This window comes from Streptomyces sp. NPDC042371, assembly GCF_056437465.1.
Window position 1 is genome coordinate 198,539 of record NZ_JBWKAP010000012.1, and the last position, 15,961, is coordinate 214,499.

The 15,961-nt window shown below is 71.9% G+C and carries 7 protein-coding genes and 1 pseudogene; 7 read left to right on the plus strand and 1 reads right to left on the minus strand.

The window, feature by feature from the left end:
- Positions 1-162: 162 nt before the first annotated feature.
- From AC068B_RS32275 to AC068B_RS32295, 5 genes and pseudogenes are all read left to right on the plus strand, one after another.
- Positions 163-3,300 (plus strand): annotated as a pseudogene (locus tag AC068B_RS32275) (type I polyketide synthase); the annotation flags it as partial.
- Between the two features lie 69 nt (positions 3,301-3,369).
- Entirely contained in the window at positions 3,370-9,894 is a 6,525-nt protein-coding gene (locus AC068B_RS32280) for an SDR family NAD(P)-dependent oxidoreductase (protein ID WP_478675074.1), read from the plus strand.
- A gap of 14 nt (positions 9,895-9,908) precedes the next feature.
- Positions 9,909-10,343 carry a DUF3291 domain-containing protein gene (locus AC068B_RS32285; protein ID WP_478675075.1) on the plus strand — a complete coding sequence of 145 codons (435 nt, stop codon included), beginning with the start codon at positions 9,909-9,911 and terminating at the stop codon, positions 10,341-10,343.
- A gap of 12 nt (positions 10,344-10,355) precedes the next feature.
- Positions 10,356-11,552, plus strand: a complete 1,197-nt coding sequence (locus AC068B_RS32290; protein WP_478675076.1) for an acyl-CoA dehydrogenase family protein — start codon at positions 10,356-10,358, stop codon at positions 11,550-11,552.
- A gap of 10 nt (positions 11,553-11,562) precedes the next feature.
- Entirely contained in the window at positions 11,563-12,336 is a 774-nt protein-coding gene (locus tag AC068B_RS32295) for a thioesterase II family protein (RefSeq protein WP_478675077.1), read from the plus strand.
- Here AC068B_RS32295 and AC068B_RS32300 read toward each other — a convergent pair.
- Complete coding sequence (locus AC068B_RS32300) at positions 12,267-13,316, minus strand: GlxA family transcriptional regulator (protein WP_478675078.1); 1,050 nt, start codon at positions 13,314-13,316, stop codon at positions 12,267-12,269. The two genes, AC068B_RS32295 and AC068B_RS32300, sit on opposite strands and share 70 nt — an antisense overlap.
- 72 nt (positions 13,317-13,388) lie before the next feature.
- Between AC068B_RS32300 and AC068B_RS32305 the strand changes: the two genes are divergently transcribed.
- The gene (locus AC068B_RS32305) at positions 13,389-14,801 is read left to right on the plus strand and encodes an MFS transporter (RefSeq protein ID WP_478675079.1); all 1,413 of its coding nucleotides are present in this window, start codon (positions 13,389-13,391) and stop codon (positions 14,799-14,801) included.
- The gene (locus tag AC068B_RS32310; protein ID WP_478675080.1) at positions 14,798-15,961 is read left to right on the plus strand and encodes an epoxide hydrolase family protein; all 1,164 of its coding nucleotides are present in this window, start codon (positions 14,798-14,800) and stop codon (positions 15,959-15,961) included. Before AC068B_RS32305 ends, AC068B_RS32310 begins: the two co-directional genes overlap by 4 nt.

A 15,961-nucleotide genomic window follows, 5' to 3' on the forward strand; every position in this document is an offset into this window, starting at 1 on the left:
TCCCGCCCAAGAGCCGGGTTGACCCTCCGCAGCGCGTGTCCCTAGCCTAAAAATGGCCACGCCACGTATGGCTACGGCACATACATAGTCGACAGCCCTTTTGGGGGTTGACTCCGGTAGGAGGTGACGATGTCCGATTTAGCGGCACGCGGTATTGCGAAGGAACCGATCGCGATCATCGGGATGGCATGCCGGTACCCCGGCGGCATTACGACCCCCGACGAACTGTGGGAATTCCTGACGGCGGATTCCGAGGCCATTTCTGATTTTCCCGCCGACCGGGGATGGGACGTCGACCGCCTCCGTTCGGATCCCGCGCGGGCCGGTGCGAGTTCGGTGGACCGCGGTGGATTCCTGGATGCCGCGGAGTTCGACGCCTCGTTCTTCAGCATCTCGCCGCGGGAGGCAGTCGCCATGCACCCCGAGCAGCGCATCCTGCTCGAGGTGTCGTGGGAGGCCTGTGAACGCGCGATGCTGGATCCCCTGTCGGTGAGCGGGACGAACATGGGCGTGTTCGCGGCGCGGCTCTCGACCGAGTACGGGCCGCCGATGCACCTGGCGCCGGAAGCGTCCTCCGGGCTGATGCTCACCGGGAACATCCCGAGTGCGATCAGCGGCCGGATCGCCTACACGCTGGGCGTCGTCGGTCCTGCGATCACGATCGACACCGCCTCGTCAGGTTCGCTGGTCGCGATCCACCTCGCGGTGCAGGCGCTCAGGGCCGGGGAGTGCGACCAGGCACTGGCGGGCGGCGTCTCGGTCATGCCCACGCCGGGGTTCTTCACCGAGTTCACCAAGCAGCAGGGGCTCGCGCCGGACGGCCGGCCCAAGCCCTTCTCCACCGACGCGGACGGCACCGTCTGGTCCGAGGGGGCGGGCATGGTCATGCTCACCCGGCTGTCGGATGCCCGGGCGAACGGCCATCGCGTCCTCGCGGTGATCCGCGGCTCCGCGGTCAACTCCGACGGCGCGACCGAGGGCCTGGTCGTACCGAGCGCCCCGGCCCAGGAACGGCTGATCGTCCGGTCGCTCGCCAACGCCGGTCTCTCGCCCACCGACGTGGACGCCGTGGAGGCACACGGGTCGGGGACCAGGGCCGGTGACCGGGCGGAAGCGGGCGCCCTGATCGCGACGTACGGGGTCGGCCGCCCGGCGGAGCGGCCGTTGCTGGTGGGGAGCGCGAAGTCGAACATCGGTCACTCGCAGGCCGCGGCGGGCGTGGCCGGAGTGATCAAGACCGTGCAGGCGCTGCGGCACGGGTTACTCCCGGGCCTGGTGCACTTCTCTTCGCCCACGCGCCACGTGGACTGGGAAGGGGGCGGGGTCACACCGCTGGCCAAGACCGTGGAGTGGCCTCGGCAGGACCGCCCGCGACGCTGCGGGGTCTCCTCCTTCGGCGTCGCCGGTACCAACGCGCACCTCATCCTCGAAGAGGCGCCGCGCGAAGAGACAGAGGAGACAGAAGAGACAGAGGAGACGACCGAGGCCCGCGGCTCCGGCGGCTCGGCGGCGGCCGATGCCGCGCGGCCGACGCTGCTGCCGTGGGTGGTCTCCGCACGGAGCGAGGCGGGGCTGCGGGCGCAGGCGGCAAGGCTGCTCGACGTGGCCGGAACCGAGCGCCCCGAGGACGTCGGCCTCTCACTGGCGGTGACGCGCGCACGGTTCGACCACCGGGCCGTGGTGCTCGGTTCGGGGCGCGAGCCGTTGCTTTCCGGACTGGCGTCGTTGTCTCGCGGAGAGCCGTCCGCCCATGTGGTGCGGGGGACGGCCGCGTCGGACGCCCGGCCCGTGTTCGTCTTCCCGGGGCAGGGAGGCCAGTGGCCCGGCATGGCGTCGGCCCTCGCTAAGTCCTCCCCCGTGTTCGCGAAGTACCTCGCCACGTGCGGTGAGGCGCTGGGCCGTTACGTTCCCTGGTGCCTGTCGGACGTACTGGAAGAGGCGGAGGGAGCGCCGGGGCTCGACCGTGTCGATGTCGTGCAGCCGGTGCTGTGGGCCGTGATGGTGTCGCTCGCCCAGGTGTGGCGGGAGCACGGCGTCGAACCCGCCGCGGTCGTCGGCCACTCCCAGGGCGAGATCGCCGCCGCGTGCGTGGCCGGGGCGCTGTCCCTGGACGACGGGGCGCGCGTGGTGGCGCGGCGCAGCCAGCTGGTGGTGCCGCTGTCCGGCAGTGGAGCGATGCTCTCGCTGGGGCTCGGCGCCGCCGAGGCACGGAAGCGGACGGCCCGCTGGGGTACGCGTCTGTCAGTGGCGGCGGTGAACGGTCCGGGGTCCGTGGCGGTGAGCGGCGACCCCGAAGCGGTCGCGGAGCTGCAGGCGGAGTGTGAGGCCGACGGCATCCGTGCCCGCACCATCAACGCTGACTACGCGTCTCACAGCAGCCATGTCGACCCGATCAGGGACGAGCTGCTGGACGCGCTGGCCGACGTACGGCCGCAGGCGGGATCCGTGCCGATGATCTCGACCGTGACCGGAGAACCGATCGGCCACAAGGAACTCGACACCGACTACTGGTGGCGCAACCTGCGCCGGACCGTGGAGTTCGAAGCGGCCTCACGCCACCTGCTGACGGCCGGTCACCACCTCTTCATCGAGATCAGCCCGCACCCCGTCATGGCCTTCGGCCTGGAGAGCACCATCGAGGCCACCGGCGCGAACGCCGCGGTCATCGGCACCCTGCGCCGCGACGACGGCGGCCCCGACCGCATGACCACCAGCCTCGCCCAAGCCCACACCCACGGCGCCCCCGTCGACTGGAACACCCACTTCACCCCCGCCCGCCCCCGCCGCATCCCCCTGCCCACCTACCCCTTCCAACGCAGGCGCTACTGGCTCAGCGGGCCCGCCGCGTCCGTGCTCGGCGGCGATTCGGCCGACGTCGTCGCCACTGCCCCTGCCACTTCCACCGCGATCGCCGCCGCCCCGCGCGACGTGCAGGAGCTGCTTGCGGGCGAGATCGCCGCCGTACTCGGTCTGGAGGCGTCGAGCCAGGTCGAGTCGGGCCTGTCGTTCAAGGCGCTGGGCTTCGAGTCGATGACCGGCATGGAACTCCGCAACCGGCTGTGCGGCGTGACGGGGCTCCGGCTGCCGACCACCCTCATCTACGACTACCCGTCGCCACGCGAGCTCGTCGACCACCTGCTCACCAGGCTGAGCCCCGACAGCCCCGACAGCCCGAACGAAGCCGACCGCGCCGCCGCCCCCGTGCCCGCGGCCCGCGGCGAGCACGCCTTCGACGCCATGGACAGCGATGAGCTCGTGCGGCTGGCACTGGGCAAGAAGCGCCCGAGTGACGTCAGTTGACCGGCTGTCCGACCTACTGCCCGACCTGCTGTCCGACCGGCCAACGGCCGACCATTTCCGCGATCGCACATGCTTGAAGGAGTCACGTTGAACACGTCGGTTGACGAGTTGGTCGAGGCGCTGCGCGAGTCGTTGAAGGAGAACGAGCGGCTCCGGGCGACGTTCACCGAGCCGATCGCGATCATCGGGATGTCGTGCAGGTTCCCCGGCGACGTGATGTCACCGGCCGACCTGTGGGAACTCGTGGCGGCCGACGGCGACGCGATCGCGCCGTTCCCGTCCGACCGGGGCTGGGACACCGAAGGCCTCTACCACCCCGACGCGAACCACCCCGGAACGACGTATGTGCGCGAGGGCGGATTCCTGCGGGACGCCGCCTACTTCGACGCGGGGTTCTTCGGAATCACACCGCGCGAGGCCACCGCCATCAACCCGCAGCAGCGGCTGCTGCTCGAATGCGCCTGGGAATCCCTGGAGCGGGCCGGTATCGACCCGACCGCACTCGTCGGCAGCCGCACCGGTGTCTTCGCGGGCGTGATCTACCAGGACTACAGCGTCCCGCTGCAGTCCCCGCCGGACGACGCGGAGGGCTATCTGCTGACCGGTGAGCTCGGGAGCGTAGCCTCCGGCCGGATCGCGTACACGCTGGGTCTCCAAGGACCGGCGATCACGCTCGACACGGCGTGCTCCTCCTCGCTCGTCGCGCTGCACTCGGCGGCCGAATCGCTGCGCCGCGGCGAGTGCTCGCTCGCGCTGGCGGGCGGCGCGACGGTGATGTGCCACCCGCGTGTGATCACCGAGATGTCCCGGCAGGGCGCGCTGTCGCCCGACGGCCGCTCCAAGCCCTTCTCCGACAGCGCCGACGGGGCGGGATGGGGCGAGGGGGCGGGCATGCTCCTCCTGGAGCGGTTGTCCGACGCCCGGGCCAACGGCCACCAGGTCCTCGCCGTAGTCCGCGGCTCCGCGGTCAACTCCGACGGCGCGAGCAACGGCCTGACCGCGCCGAACGGGCCGTCGCAGCAACGGGTCATCCGCGACGCCCTGCGCGCCAGCGACCTGTCGCCCGCCGATGTGGACGCGGTGGAGGCGCACGGCACCGGCACGATGCTCGGGGACCCGATCGAGGCGGGCGCTCTGATAGCGACGTACGGCGAAGGCCGCCCGGCGGACCGGCCGTTGTGGGTCGGGAGCGTGAAGTCGAACATCGGTCACTCCCAGGCCGCGGCGGGCGTGGCCGGAGTGATCAAGACGGTGGAAGCGTTGCGACACGGGGTGCTCCCCGCGCTCGTGCACTTCTCGTCGCCCTCGCGCCATGTGGACTGGGAAGGCAGCGGAGTGGCGCCGCTGGCCAAGGCGGTGGACTGGCCGCGCGGCGACCGGCCGCGGCGCTGCGGTGTGTCCTCGTTCGGGGTGAGCGGGACCAACGCGCACGTGATCATCGAGGAGGCGCCGCCGGAGGAGGCAGCGGAGTCCCGTGGCTCCGACGACGCAGCGGCAGCCGGTGCCGCGCGGCCGACGCTCCTGCCGTGGGTGGTCTCGGCCCGTAGTGAAGCGGGGCTCCAGGCGCAAGCGGCGGGTCTGCTCCCGGTGGCGGAGACCGAGCGCCCAGAGGACATCGGCCATTCCCTGGCCGTGACACGCGCACGATTCGACCACCGGGCAGTGGTGTTGGGCGCCACACGTGAGCAACTGCGCGCAGGGCTGGCGTCGTTGGCGCGCGAGGAGACCTCGTCCGACGTGGTACGGGGAACCGCATGGACCGACGCCCGGCCGGTCTTCGTCTTCCCGGGACAGGGAGGCCAGTGGCCCGGCATGGCGACGGCCCTCGCGAAGTCCTCCCCCGTGTTCGCCGATCAGCTCGCCAAGTGCGGTGAGGCGCTGGGGCGTTACGTTCCCTGGTCCCTGTCCGACGTACTGGAAGGGGCCGAGGGAGCGCCGGGGCTCGACCGTGTGGATGTCGTGCAGCCAGTGCTGTGGGCCGTGATGGTGTCGCTGGCCGAGGTGTGGCGGGAGCACGGGGTCGAACCGGCCGCCGTGGTCGGCCACTCCCAGGGCGAGATCGCCGCGGCATGCGTGGCGGGGGCGCTGTCCCTGGACGACGGGGCCCGCGTGGTGGCGCTGCGCAGTCGGGCGTTGGTGCCGCTCCTGGGGCGCGGAGCGATGCTCTCGCTGGGGCTCGGCGCCGCCGAGGCACGGGAGCGGGCGGCCCGCTGGGGTACGCGTCTGTCGGTGGCCGCGGTGAACGGTCCGGGGTCCGTGGCGGTGAGCGGCGATCCCGAAGCGGTCGCGGAGCTGCGGGCCGAGTGCGAGGCCGACGGCATCCTCGCCCGCATCATCAACGTGGACTACGCCTCGCACAGCAACCACGTCGACCCGATCAAGGACGAGCTGCTGGAGGCGCTGTCCGACGTACGGCCGCAGGCGGGGTCGGTACCGATGGTCTCGGCGGTCACCGGAGAACTCGTCTCGCACGAGGAGCTCGACGCGGACTACTGGTGGCGCAACCTGCGCCGGACCGTGGAGTTCGAGGCCGCGTCGCGCAACCTGCTGACGGCCGGTCACCACCTCTTCATCGAGATCAGCCCGCACCCCGTCATGGCGTACGGGCTGGAGAGCACCATCGAGGCGACCGGCGCGAGCGCCGCGGTCATCGGCACCCTGCGCCGCGACGACGGCGGCCCCGACCGCATGACCACCAGCCTCGCCCAAGCCCACACCCACGGCGTGCCCGTCGACTGGGAACCCCACTTCGCCGCCGCCCGGCCGCACCGCGTCCCGCTGCCCACCTACCCCTTCCAGCGTCGGCGCTACTGGCTCGGCGAAACGCCGCGTGCCGGGCTGACCGACCTCTCCGCGGCCGGACTCGAACGTCCCGCCCACCCGCTCATCGGTGCCGGTGTGCAGCTCGCGGACACGGACGGGCACCTGTTCACCGCCCGTCTGTCGCTCGACAGCCATCCGTGGCTGGCGGACCACGCCGTCGGGGACGAGGTGGTCCTGCCGGGCACCGCCATCCTTGAACTCGCCCTGCGGGCAGGGGAACAGGTCGGTGCCGAATGGGTGGACGAGCTCGTCCTCGAAGCCCCGCTGGTGCTGCCCGACGACGACACCGCCCAGGTCCAGCTCACCGTCGGCTCCGTGGACGAGGAGGGCAGGCGCGGCCTCAGTGTGCACTCCCGTCAGGGAGGCATCGGCGAGTGGACCCGGCATGCGACCGGCGTGCTGTCCCCGTCGTGGGAGCCGCCGGGCGGCGGATTCGCCGAGTGGCCGCCGACCGGCGCCGAGCCGGTCGACGTGGACACCGTGTACGAGCTCGCCGACCGGGCCGGACTGGCGTACGGGCCCGGGTTCCGCGGTCTGCAGCGCCTGTGGCGGCGCGGCAACGAGTACTTCGCGGAAGCGCGCCTGTCTGCGCAGAGCACGGCGGACGCCGAGCAGTACGGGCTGCATCCGGCCCTAGCCGACTCGGTGCTGCACGGCTGCCTCGCCGCGCTGGCCGACAAGAACGTGCTCAAGAACGAGGCCGTCCTGCCGTTCACCTGGACAGGAGCAGGGCTCTACACGTTCGGTGCCGCCGCGGTCCGCGCGCACATCAGGGCGGTGGGCGACACCGAGTTCACCGTCGATCTCGCGGACGACACGGGAAGCGCCGTCGGACGGATCGGCTCACTGGCCTTCAGGCCCGCCGGGTCCCTGCTGCGGGGGACGGCCCAGACGCTGTCCGCCGTCCGGTGGACCTCGCTGGCCCCACCGGCCGACGTCACCCTGCCCGACGGGGGCCTCCAGGTCCTCGGTACGGGAGGTGACAACCAGGGGAGCACCCTGGGCCGTCTTCTCGCCGACGCCGGGGTGGAGTTCGGCATCTGCGCGGACGCCGCATCGGCCGCCATCGGGCCGGGTCCGGTACTGCTCGACGTCGCACCGGTCGCCGGGGCCGCCGATACGGAAGGCCGAGGCGGGCGTAACGCGGCCGTGAGCCTGGCCCGCGCCGCAGTCGACGACGTACGACAGGTCCTGTCCGGCATGCGGGAGTGGCTCGGCGCCACCGGCGACTCCCCCACCCGGCTCGCGGTGATCACACACCGCGCCGTCGGGACGGCCCCCGACGAGGACGTCACCGACCTTGCGGGCGCCTCGGTGTGGGGCCTGGTCAGAACGGCTCAGGCCGAGTACCCGGGGCGGCTCGTCCTGGTGGACCTCGACGACGAGCCGTCGTCCGTCGACGCGCTGCCGCTGGCCCTCCAGACCCCGGAGGACCAGATCGCGATCCGCGGCGGCCACCTGAGCACGCCGCGCATCGGCCCGCTGCGCACCGAGGCCACCGCACCGCCCCTCGCCGCCCCGGACCGGACCGTGCTGATCACGGGCGGTACCGGCGGCCTCGGCAGGCTGCTCGCCCGGCACCTCGCGACGGAGCACGGCATCCAGCACCTCCTGCTCGCCGGTCGACGTGGCGAGAGCGCACCCGGGGCCCGCGAACTCGTCGCGGAGCTCGCCGAACTCGGGGCAACCGCCCGCATCGCGGCCTGCGACATCGCCGACTACGACGCGGCCGCCGAGCTCCTGGACTCCATCCCCGCCGACCGCCCGCTCGGGGCCGTCGTCCATGCGGCCGGAGTCCTCGACGACGGCACCGTCGAGACGCTCACCAACGCGCAGATCGAACGCGTCATGCGCGCCAAGGTGGACGGCGCCGTGAACCTGCACCAGCTGACCCTGGACCATGAGCTGTCCGGTTTCATCATGTACTCGTCGGTGGCCGGTGTCCTCGGCACACCGGGGCAGGCCAACTACGCGGCGGGTAACGCGCTCCTCGACGCACTCGTGCACCACCGCCGTACGCAGGGGCTGCCCGGCGTCTCGATGGCCTGGGGGCCGTGGGAGCTCGGCACCGGCATGACCGGGGAGCTGACGGAGGTGGACCACGCCCGGCTCGGCCGGTGGGGGCTGCTGCCGCTGGACGCCCAGGACGGCTGCGCGCTGTTCGACGCGGCCCGCGCCGCCGACAGCCCGCTCGCCATCCCCTGCCGCATCCAGTTGAGCAGGGCCCATGACGCCCAGCTCATTCCGGCGATGCTCCGGGACATGGTCCGGGACGCGCCGCGGCTGCGGCAGGCCAAGAGCGCGGTGACCGCGGACTCCGGCGCGGGAGAGCGCGAGCGGCTGCGTGCCTTCCTCATCGGCCTGCCCGCCGAGGAGCGGCACACCGAACTGGTCGGGATCGTCGCCCGCCACGCCGCCGAGGTCGCGAACCTGCCCTCCGCCGACGACGTCGCCACCGACCTGCCGCTGATGGCGCTCGGCTTCGACTCGCTTGCGTCCCTCGAACTCCGCAACCGGCTCGTCCACCTGCTCGGCCTCACCGGGCTCCTGTCGGCCAACGCCGTCCTGCAGACCCCGACGCCCGACGGGCTCGCGGCACGCATCGCCGCGATCCTGGTCGACGAGGGCGAGACGTCAGCGCCGACGGCCCAGGCGGCCGACGAGTCACATGTGCGGCTGGCCGAGGACATCGTGCCCGCCGCGGACACGGCCCCCGCCGCCCTGGCGGACGCCGAGCACCTGGTCGTCACGGGCGGCACGGGGTTCCTCGGCGCCTTCCTGCTGCGTGAACTGCTCGACCGGACGTCGGCCACGCTGCACTGCCTCGTCCTTGCGGCCGACGCCGACGAAGGCGCGGCGCGGCTGCGGGAGACGATGCGCCGCTACCGGCTCCGGGACGACGACCTGTCCGGGCGGCTCGTCGCGGTGCCCGGGGATCTCACCGAGCCCGAACTCGGCCTGAAGGAGGCGGAGTTCGACACCCTGGCCAGGACCGCCGACGGCATCTTCCACTGCGACGCCTCCGGGACAGAGGAAGTGCTGCGTCTGGCCGCACGGCACCGGACGGTGCCGGTCCACCACGTCTCGACGCTCGACGTCTTCGCACAGCCGGGCCACGACGGCCAGCCTTTGGCGGAGACTTCGCCGACCGGCCCGTTCGCGGCCCTGTCGCCCGGCCGTGAGCAGGGCCTGTGGGAGGCGGAGGAGCTGGTCGCCCTCGCGCGAGGCCGCGGGCTGCCCGTATCGGTGTACCGGCTGTCCCGGCTCTTCGGCGATCACGAGTCCGGGGCGTGCCGGGCGGACGACCTGCTCTGGCAAGTCGTGAAGGGCTGTGTGCAGGCGGGCGCCGCCCCCTCGACGGAGCTGACGAGCGACATCGTGCCCGTCGACCACGCGGCGGCCGCCGTTGCCGCCCTGGCCTGCGGAGGGCAGTCGCTCGGCGGGACGTTCCACCTGTCCAACCCGGAGCGGGTGCCGTTCGCGGCGGTCATCGCCGCCCTCACCGCCCGCGGCTACGCCTTGGCGGAGCTTCCGCCGGGGCTGTGGGCCGACATGGTGGGCGGCGATCCGGACAACGCGGCCCACCCGGTGCTCGACACCTTCTCCGAGACCGCCCTGGACCCCGAGGGACGCGGGCATCTGGCCTTCGGGTGCACCGCCACGCGCGACGCGCTCGCGACCGTCGACGTGTCATGCCCTCCGGTGACCGCGGGGATGCTCGCCGCGACCATCGACTACTTCATCGAGACGGGTTACCTGCCGACGCCTTAGGAGGCTTCCAGTCGATGAGCGCCAAATACCACCTCGCGCAGGCGAACATCCTCTACGCGGTCGACTCACTGAAGTCGGAGACCCTGGCGAGTTTCCACGAGTTGGCCCTGACCGTCGACGCGCTCGCCCGCAAGGCGCCCGGGTTCGTCTTCCGGCTTGAGTCGCTGTTCGACCTCCCCGAGGACCCGTACATGCTGAACGTATCGGTGTGGGAAACCATGGAATCGCTCCGGGACTTCACCTACCAGGGGGAGCACGCCGACTCCCTGCGGATACGCCGGAGTTGGTTCAAGCCGCCCCGGGGCGCCCCGTCGGTCCTGTGGTGGGTGCCCGAGGGCAGCCTCCCCGATGTCGACGAGAGCATGGCCCGGCTCGGGATGCTCAACGCCAAGGGGCCGACGCCGGACGCCTTCACGTTCCGGCGCCCCTTCCCGCCGCCCCAGTCGTGAGAGGACGAACCGATGCATCCTGAGAACCCTGTGCGGCCCCCCACGCCGGACGAGGCGCTGCGGGCCTTCCGCGAGTTCGCCCGGGGCACCCTCCTCGGCCGTGACGCGGAGCTGGATTCGGGCGCGGAGCCGCCCTTGGAGCTCTATCAGCCGCTGCACAAGATGGGTCTGCTGAACTGGTGGATCCCCGCCGAGTACGGAGGCGCGGGGCTCGGCCTGACCGACAGCGTCGACATCGTGTCGGAACTCGCCTATGCCGACGCGGGGTCGGCGTTCACGCTCCTCATCTCCGTCCTCAGCAGCTCGATGGTCTCGCTGTACGGATCGCCGGAGCTGAAGGACGAGTTCCTCACGGCGATGACGCGCGAGGGCGGCTATTCGGCGGCGCTGGGCAGCGAGCAGGAGGCAGGCAGCGAGCTGATCAACCTCACGACCACGCTGACCAGGCGCGGCGACCAGGTGGTACTCGACGGCGAGAAGATGTTCTCGACCAATTCCGGTTTCGCCGATTACCTCATCGTGTTCGCCAAGTCCGCCGCGGAGAAAGGAAAGGGCGCCGCCTACCACGCGGTGCTTGTGCCCCGCGGAACTCCGGGCGCCCGCGTGGTCAAACGGTGGGACATGATCGGCCTGCGTTCAGCAGGTACCTATCAGGTGTCGTTCACCGACTGCGCCGTGCCCAGTGGAAACGTGCTGAACGGGCCCGGCCTCAAGATTATCGAGATCGGCCTGAATTCCAGCAGGATCCTGATCGGGGCCATCGCGCTCGGTGTGGCCAGGAGGATCCGCGACATCTGCCTGGATTACGCGATCACGAAACCGCTGGGCGGTCACAAGCTCATCGAGAACGCCGTTTTCGCGAGCAAGATCGGGCAGATGGAGATGCAGATCGAGGTCATGCGCAGTCAGTGCCGTGCGGCCGCGCGTGAATACGACGAGATCATGGCGATGCCCGACCCGCCCGCCGAATTCCTCCGCCGGGGCGCGCTGCGTTCCGCGTTGACCACGAAGATGTTCTGCGGCCAGACCGGCTGGCAGATCGCCACGGTGGGCTCGGAGATGTTCGGCGGCCTGGGCTATACGACGGACATGCCGATCTCCAAGTACCTCCGGGACATCCGGGCGGTGACCATCGTCGAGGCCGGGGACGACGTGTTGCGCGAGCTCATATTCCGGCGTTTCGTGCTCCCTCCCAATCGACGGATCTGAGGTACCGGCAGTGGGTCAGAGGTCGTTGAAGAAGCCGTCGCCGGGGCTGCAGCACGTGGTGTCCGGGTCGGGCCGTGGCCGTGTCTGTCTGGTGTGCGTGCCCCCGGCCGGTGGCGCCGCGGGCCCGTACTGGGCGTGGACGCAGTGGCTGCCGCCGCAGGCGGACCTGCTCCTCGTGCAGCCGCCGGGTCGGGAGGACCGCTCCGCGGAACCGCCGGACTGGACGCTCGACCACCTGCGCAAGGAGTTCGAGTTCGCGCTCGCCGATCTGCCGGACATCCCCCATGTCGTGCTCGGCCACAGCATGGGGAGCCTGGTGGGCACGCACATCGCGACCTGGCTGGCGCCCCACAGGGATGTGCGGCGGCTGATCGTCAGCTCGTACCGTCCCGACCCGAGCGAGAGCCGCTTCTCCCGGGTGTTCCCCGGCGGCGGGATCGACTCGATCGACCTGGCGCAGTTCGCCGAGCTGAGCGGAATCGGAGCGAAGGAGTGGCAGAACCTCCCCGCGGAGTTCCGGGAGCCGCTGGCGCGGCGCTGGTACGCGGACCTGAAGCTCTCCGTCGACCTGCCCGTGCCGTCCGAACCGGTCCTGGACTGTCCGGTGACCGCGTGGCTCGGCGACGGCGACTTCATGACCGGGGCCGAGATGGCGGCCTGGTCGAAGCTCACCTCGGGGACCTGCGAGGTGGAGTCCTGGCCGGGCGGCCACGACTATCTCTTCGCCCGGCCCTCGCCGGTGAGGGAACGGCTCGTCGCGCTCATCGAGAACGAGGGGTTGTAGTCACGCCGGTACTTGGTGGGAGAGAGACCGAACGCGCGGGCGAAGTGGGCGCGGAGGTTGGGCGCGGTGCCGAGCCCGCTGCGCTCGGCGACGGAATCGACCGACAGGCCGGTGCGCTCCAGGAGCTCCCGCGCCCGCGCGAGGCGCTGGAGGAGGAGCCAGCGGCTGGGCGTCGTGCCCAGCTCCGCCTGGAACCGGCGGATCAGGGTGCGGCCGGACACCCCCGCCCGGTCGGCGATGTCCTCCACGCCGATCGGCTGCCCCAGCCGGTCCGCGGCCCACTCCAGGACCTCGCCCAGGCCCGCGCCGTTGCGCGGTGCCGCCATCGGCGCCTGCGCGTACTGGGCCTGGCCGCCCGCGCGGTGCGGCGGGACGATCATCCTGCGTGCGACGGCGCTCGCGACCCCGGCCCCGAGATCCTCGCGGATCAGGTGCAGGCACAGGTCGATCCCGGCCCCGAGACCCGCGCTGGTGAGCACGTCGCGGTCGTTGGTGTACAGGATGTTCGGGTCGACCTTCACCTCCGGGAAACGCCTGGCCAGGAGGGGCACGTGCGACCAGTGACTCGTGGCCGTCCGGCCGTCGAGCACCCCGGCCGCCGCGAGCACGAAGGCGCCCGAGCACAGCGAAACCATCCTGGCGCCCCTCTCGTGGGCGGCGCGGACCGCGTCGAGCACCGGGGCGGGCGGATCACTGTGCACGTCGCCCGTGCCCGGCACGAGCACCGTGTCCGCGCCCACCAGGTCGTCGAGCCCGTGGGTGGCGCCCGACCCGAAGGCGCCGACGGGCCCGGAGTGATCGAACCAGGCGCGCAGCGGCACCAGGGCTCCGGCCCCTCCGGCGCCGCACAGCCGTACGTCGTACCAGTCGCCCGCGTGCCCGACCGGTGGGGTGCCGAAGGCCTGGCATGCGATCGCGACCTCAATCGCGGCCTGCTGGTCCAGGAGCAACACCGCCACGGTGCCGGGAAGTCTGGTCATGTCGCGAAACTATCGGATGATGGCAAGGACGCCGCTCGTGATCGAAAATGCCGCTCTGTACGGTGCCGAGACGTGACAGCTCACCACACGGAATCCCCTGCCGTGGCACGTACCGACATCCGGCGCTGGCGGATCCTCGCCATCGCGTCGGCCGCCCAATTCCTGGCCATCCTCGACCTGTTCGCGGTCAGCGTCGCCTTCCCCGCGCTGGAGAGATCCTTCCACGGCGCGAGCCTCGCCGAGGTGTCGTGGGTGCTCAACGCGTACACGATCGTGCTGGCGGCGATGCTGGTGCCGGCCGGGAGACTCGCCGACGACATCGGCCGCAAGCCCGCGTTCCTGCTGGGGATGACCCTGTTCGGGGTGGCGTCGCTGGGCTGTGCCGTGGCCCCCGCGCTGCCCGTCCTCGTCGCGGCGCGGGTCGTGCAGGCAGCGGCGGCCGCGGTTCTCATCCCGACCTCTCTGGGGCTCGCGCTGCCCGCGTTCCCCCAGCACGAGCACGCCAAGGTGATGGGCATCTGGACCGCGGTCGCCGCGGCCGGTGCCGGATCGGGGCCGGTGGCCGGAGGGCTGCTGCTGACCGCCGGATGGCGGTGGATCTTCCTGATCAACATTCCCGTCGTGGTGATCGCGGTGCTGGCCGGGCGCCGGGTGCTCCCGGCGTCCCCGCGGGGCGTGCGCGCGCGGCTCGATCTGCTGGGGGCGGCGCTGGTCCTGGCCACCGTGGCAGGCCTGACGACCGTGTTCACCCAGGCCTCCGTGTGGGGGTACGGCTCACCGGCCATCCTCGGGAGCGCCCTGGCGACGGTCCTGGTGGCGGCGCTGACCGTGCGCCACCTGCGCCGGGCCCCCGATCCGGTGGTGAGCTTCGACCTGTTCCGGCACCGGCTGTTCGCCGTCGCCTTCAGCGGTGTGTTCCTGTACTACCTGGCGTTCGCGGCGATGATCCTGGCGGCCACCCTCTTCCTCACGGGCCGCTGGCACTACTCCGTGGTGAACGCGGCGCTCGCGCTCGCCCCGATGCCCGCGAGCACCATGGCGACCGCGCCGCTGTCGGGCCGCATCGTGGCGCGCTTCGGCGCGCGGGCCTCGGCGGTGCTCGGCGGACTGACCCTGGCGGCGGGCTGCGGCTGGTGGGCGCTGACCGCGACGGACCGGCCGCAGTACCTCGCCGTGTTCCTGCCGGGCGCGATCCTCGCCGGGATCAGCACCGCGCTGCTGCAGCCTCCGCTGTTCGGTGCGGCCGCCGCGCTGCCGTCGCGTCAGATCTCGCTGGCCAGCGGGGTGCTCATGATGTCCCGGCAGATCTCGTCGGCCCTCGGGGTCGCGATCCTCACCGCGATCCTCGGGCACCAGGCGCTGCACGGCTTCCGGGTTGCCTGGCTGGCGATGTGCGGGGCCGCGGTGGCGTCGGCGGTCGCCGGAATCCTGTTCCACGAGTCGAGGACGAGCCAAGGACGAGACGAAGGAGCAGCATGCCCATGACCGGACCGTCCGAGGACGTCGTCCCGTTCCGGATCAGCATCCCGGAGTCCGCCGCCGCCGATGTGCGCGAGCGGCTGCGCCGGACCCGGTGGCCCGAGCCCGAGACCGTCGGCGACTGGTCGCAGGGCACCCGGCTGACGTACGTCCAGGAGCTGTGCCGGTACTGGCTTGAGGAGTACGACTGGACCGCGGCCGAAGCGCGGCTGAACCGTTTCCCGCAGTTCACCACCGACATCGACGGGCTGCGCATCCACTTCCTCCATGTCCGCTCCCCGCACCCGGACGCGGTGCCGCTGCTGATGACGCACGGCTGGCCAGGATCGACGGCCGAGTTCCACAAGGTCATCGGGCCGCTGGTCGATCCGGTCGCGTTCGGCGGCAGCCCGGCCGACGCGTTCCACGTGGTGTGTCCTTCCCTGCCGGGGTTCGGGTTCAGCGGCAAGCCGTCCCGGCCGGGGTGGGGCACGGAGCGGATCGCCGATGCCTGGGACCGGCTGATGCGGGGGCTCGGCTACCCGCGCTACGGCGCGCAGGGCGGCGACTGGGGCGCCCGCATCACGATGACGCTCGCGCAGCGGCATCCGGGGAACGTCATCGGCATCCACCTGAACATGGTGCCGTTCCCGATGCCGGAGGACCCGAAGGTCGTCGTCGACCTCACCGAGGCGGAGCGTTCGGCCCTGGACCGGCTCGCCCGCCACCGTACGCAGGGTTCGGCGTACGCCGCCGTGCAGGCGACCCGCCCGCAGAGCATCGGCTACGGCCTGACCGACTCGCCCGCCGCGCTGGCCGCCTGGCTGATCGAGAAGTTCGAGGAGTGGAGCGACTGCGACGGCGATCCCGGCACCGCCTTCACCCCCGACGAGCTGCTCGACAACATCCTGATGTACTGGCTGCCCGCGACCGGGGCATCGGCCGCCCGTCTCTACTGGGAGAGCTTCGCCGGAGCCACCGGGGACGAGACGCCCGTCCCGGTGCCCACCGGATGCTCCGTCTTCCCGGCGGACTACTACCGGCCGTCCCGCCGTCTGGCCGAGCGCCGGTTCCCCGACCTGCGGTACTGGCACGAGCTCGACAAGGGCGGGCACTTCCCGGCCCTGGAACAGCCTGCCGCACTGGTCGGTGAACTCCGCACCGCCTTCGGGTTGTTCGCCGACTGA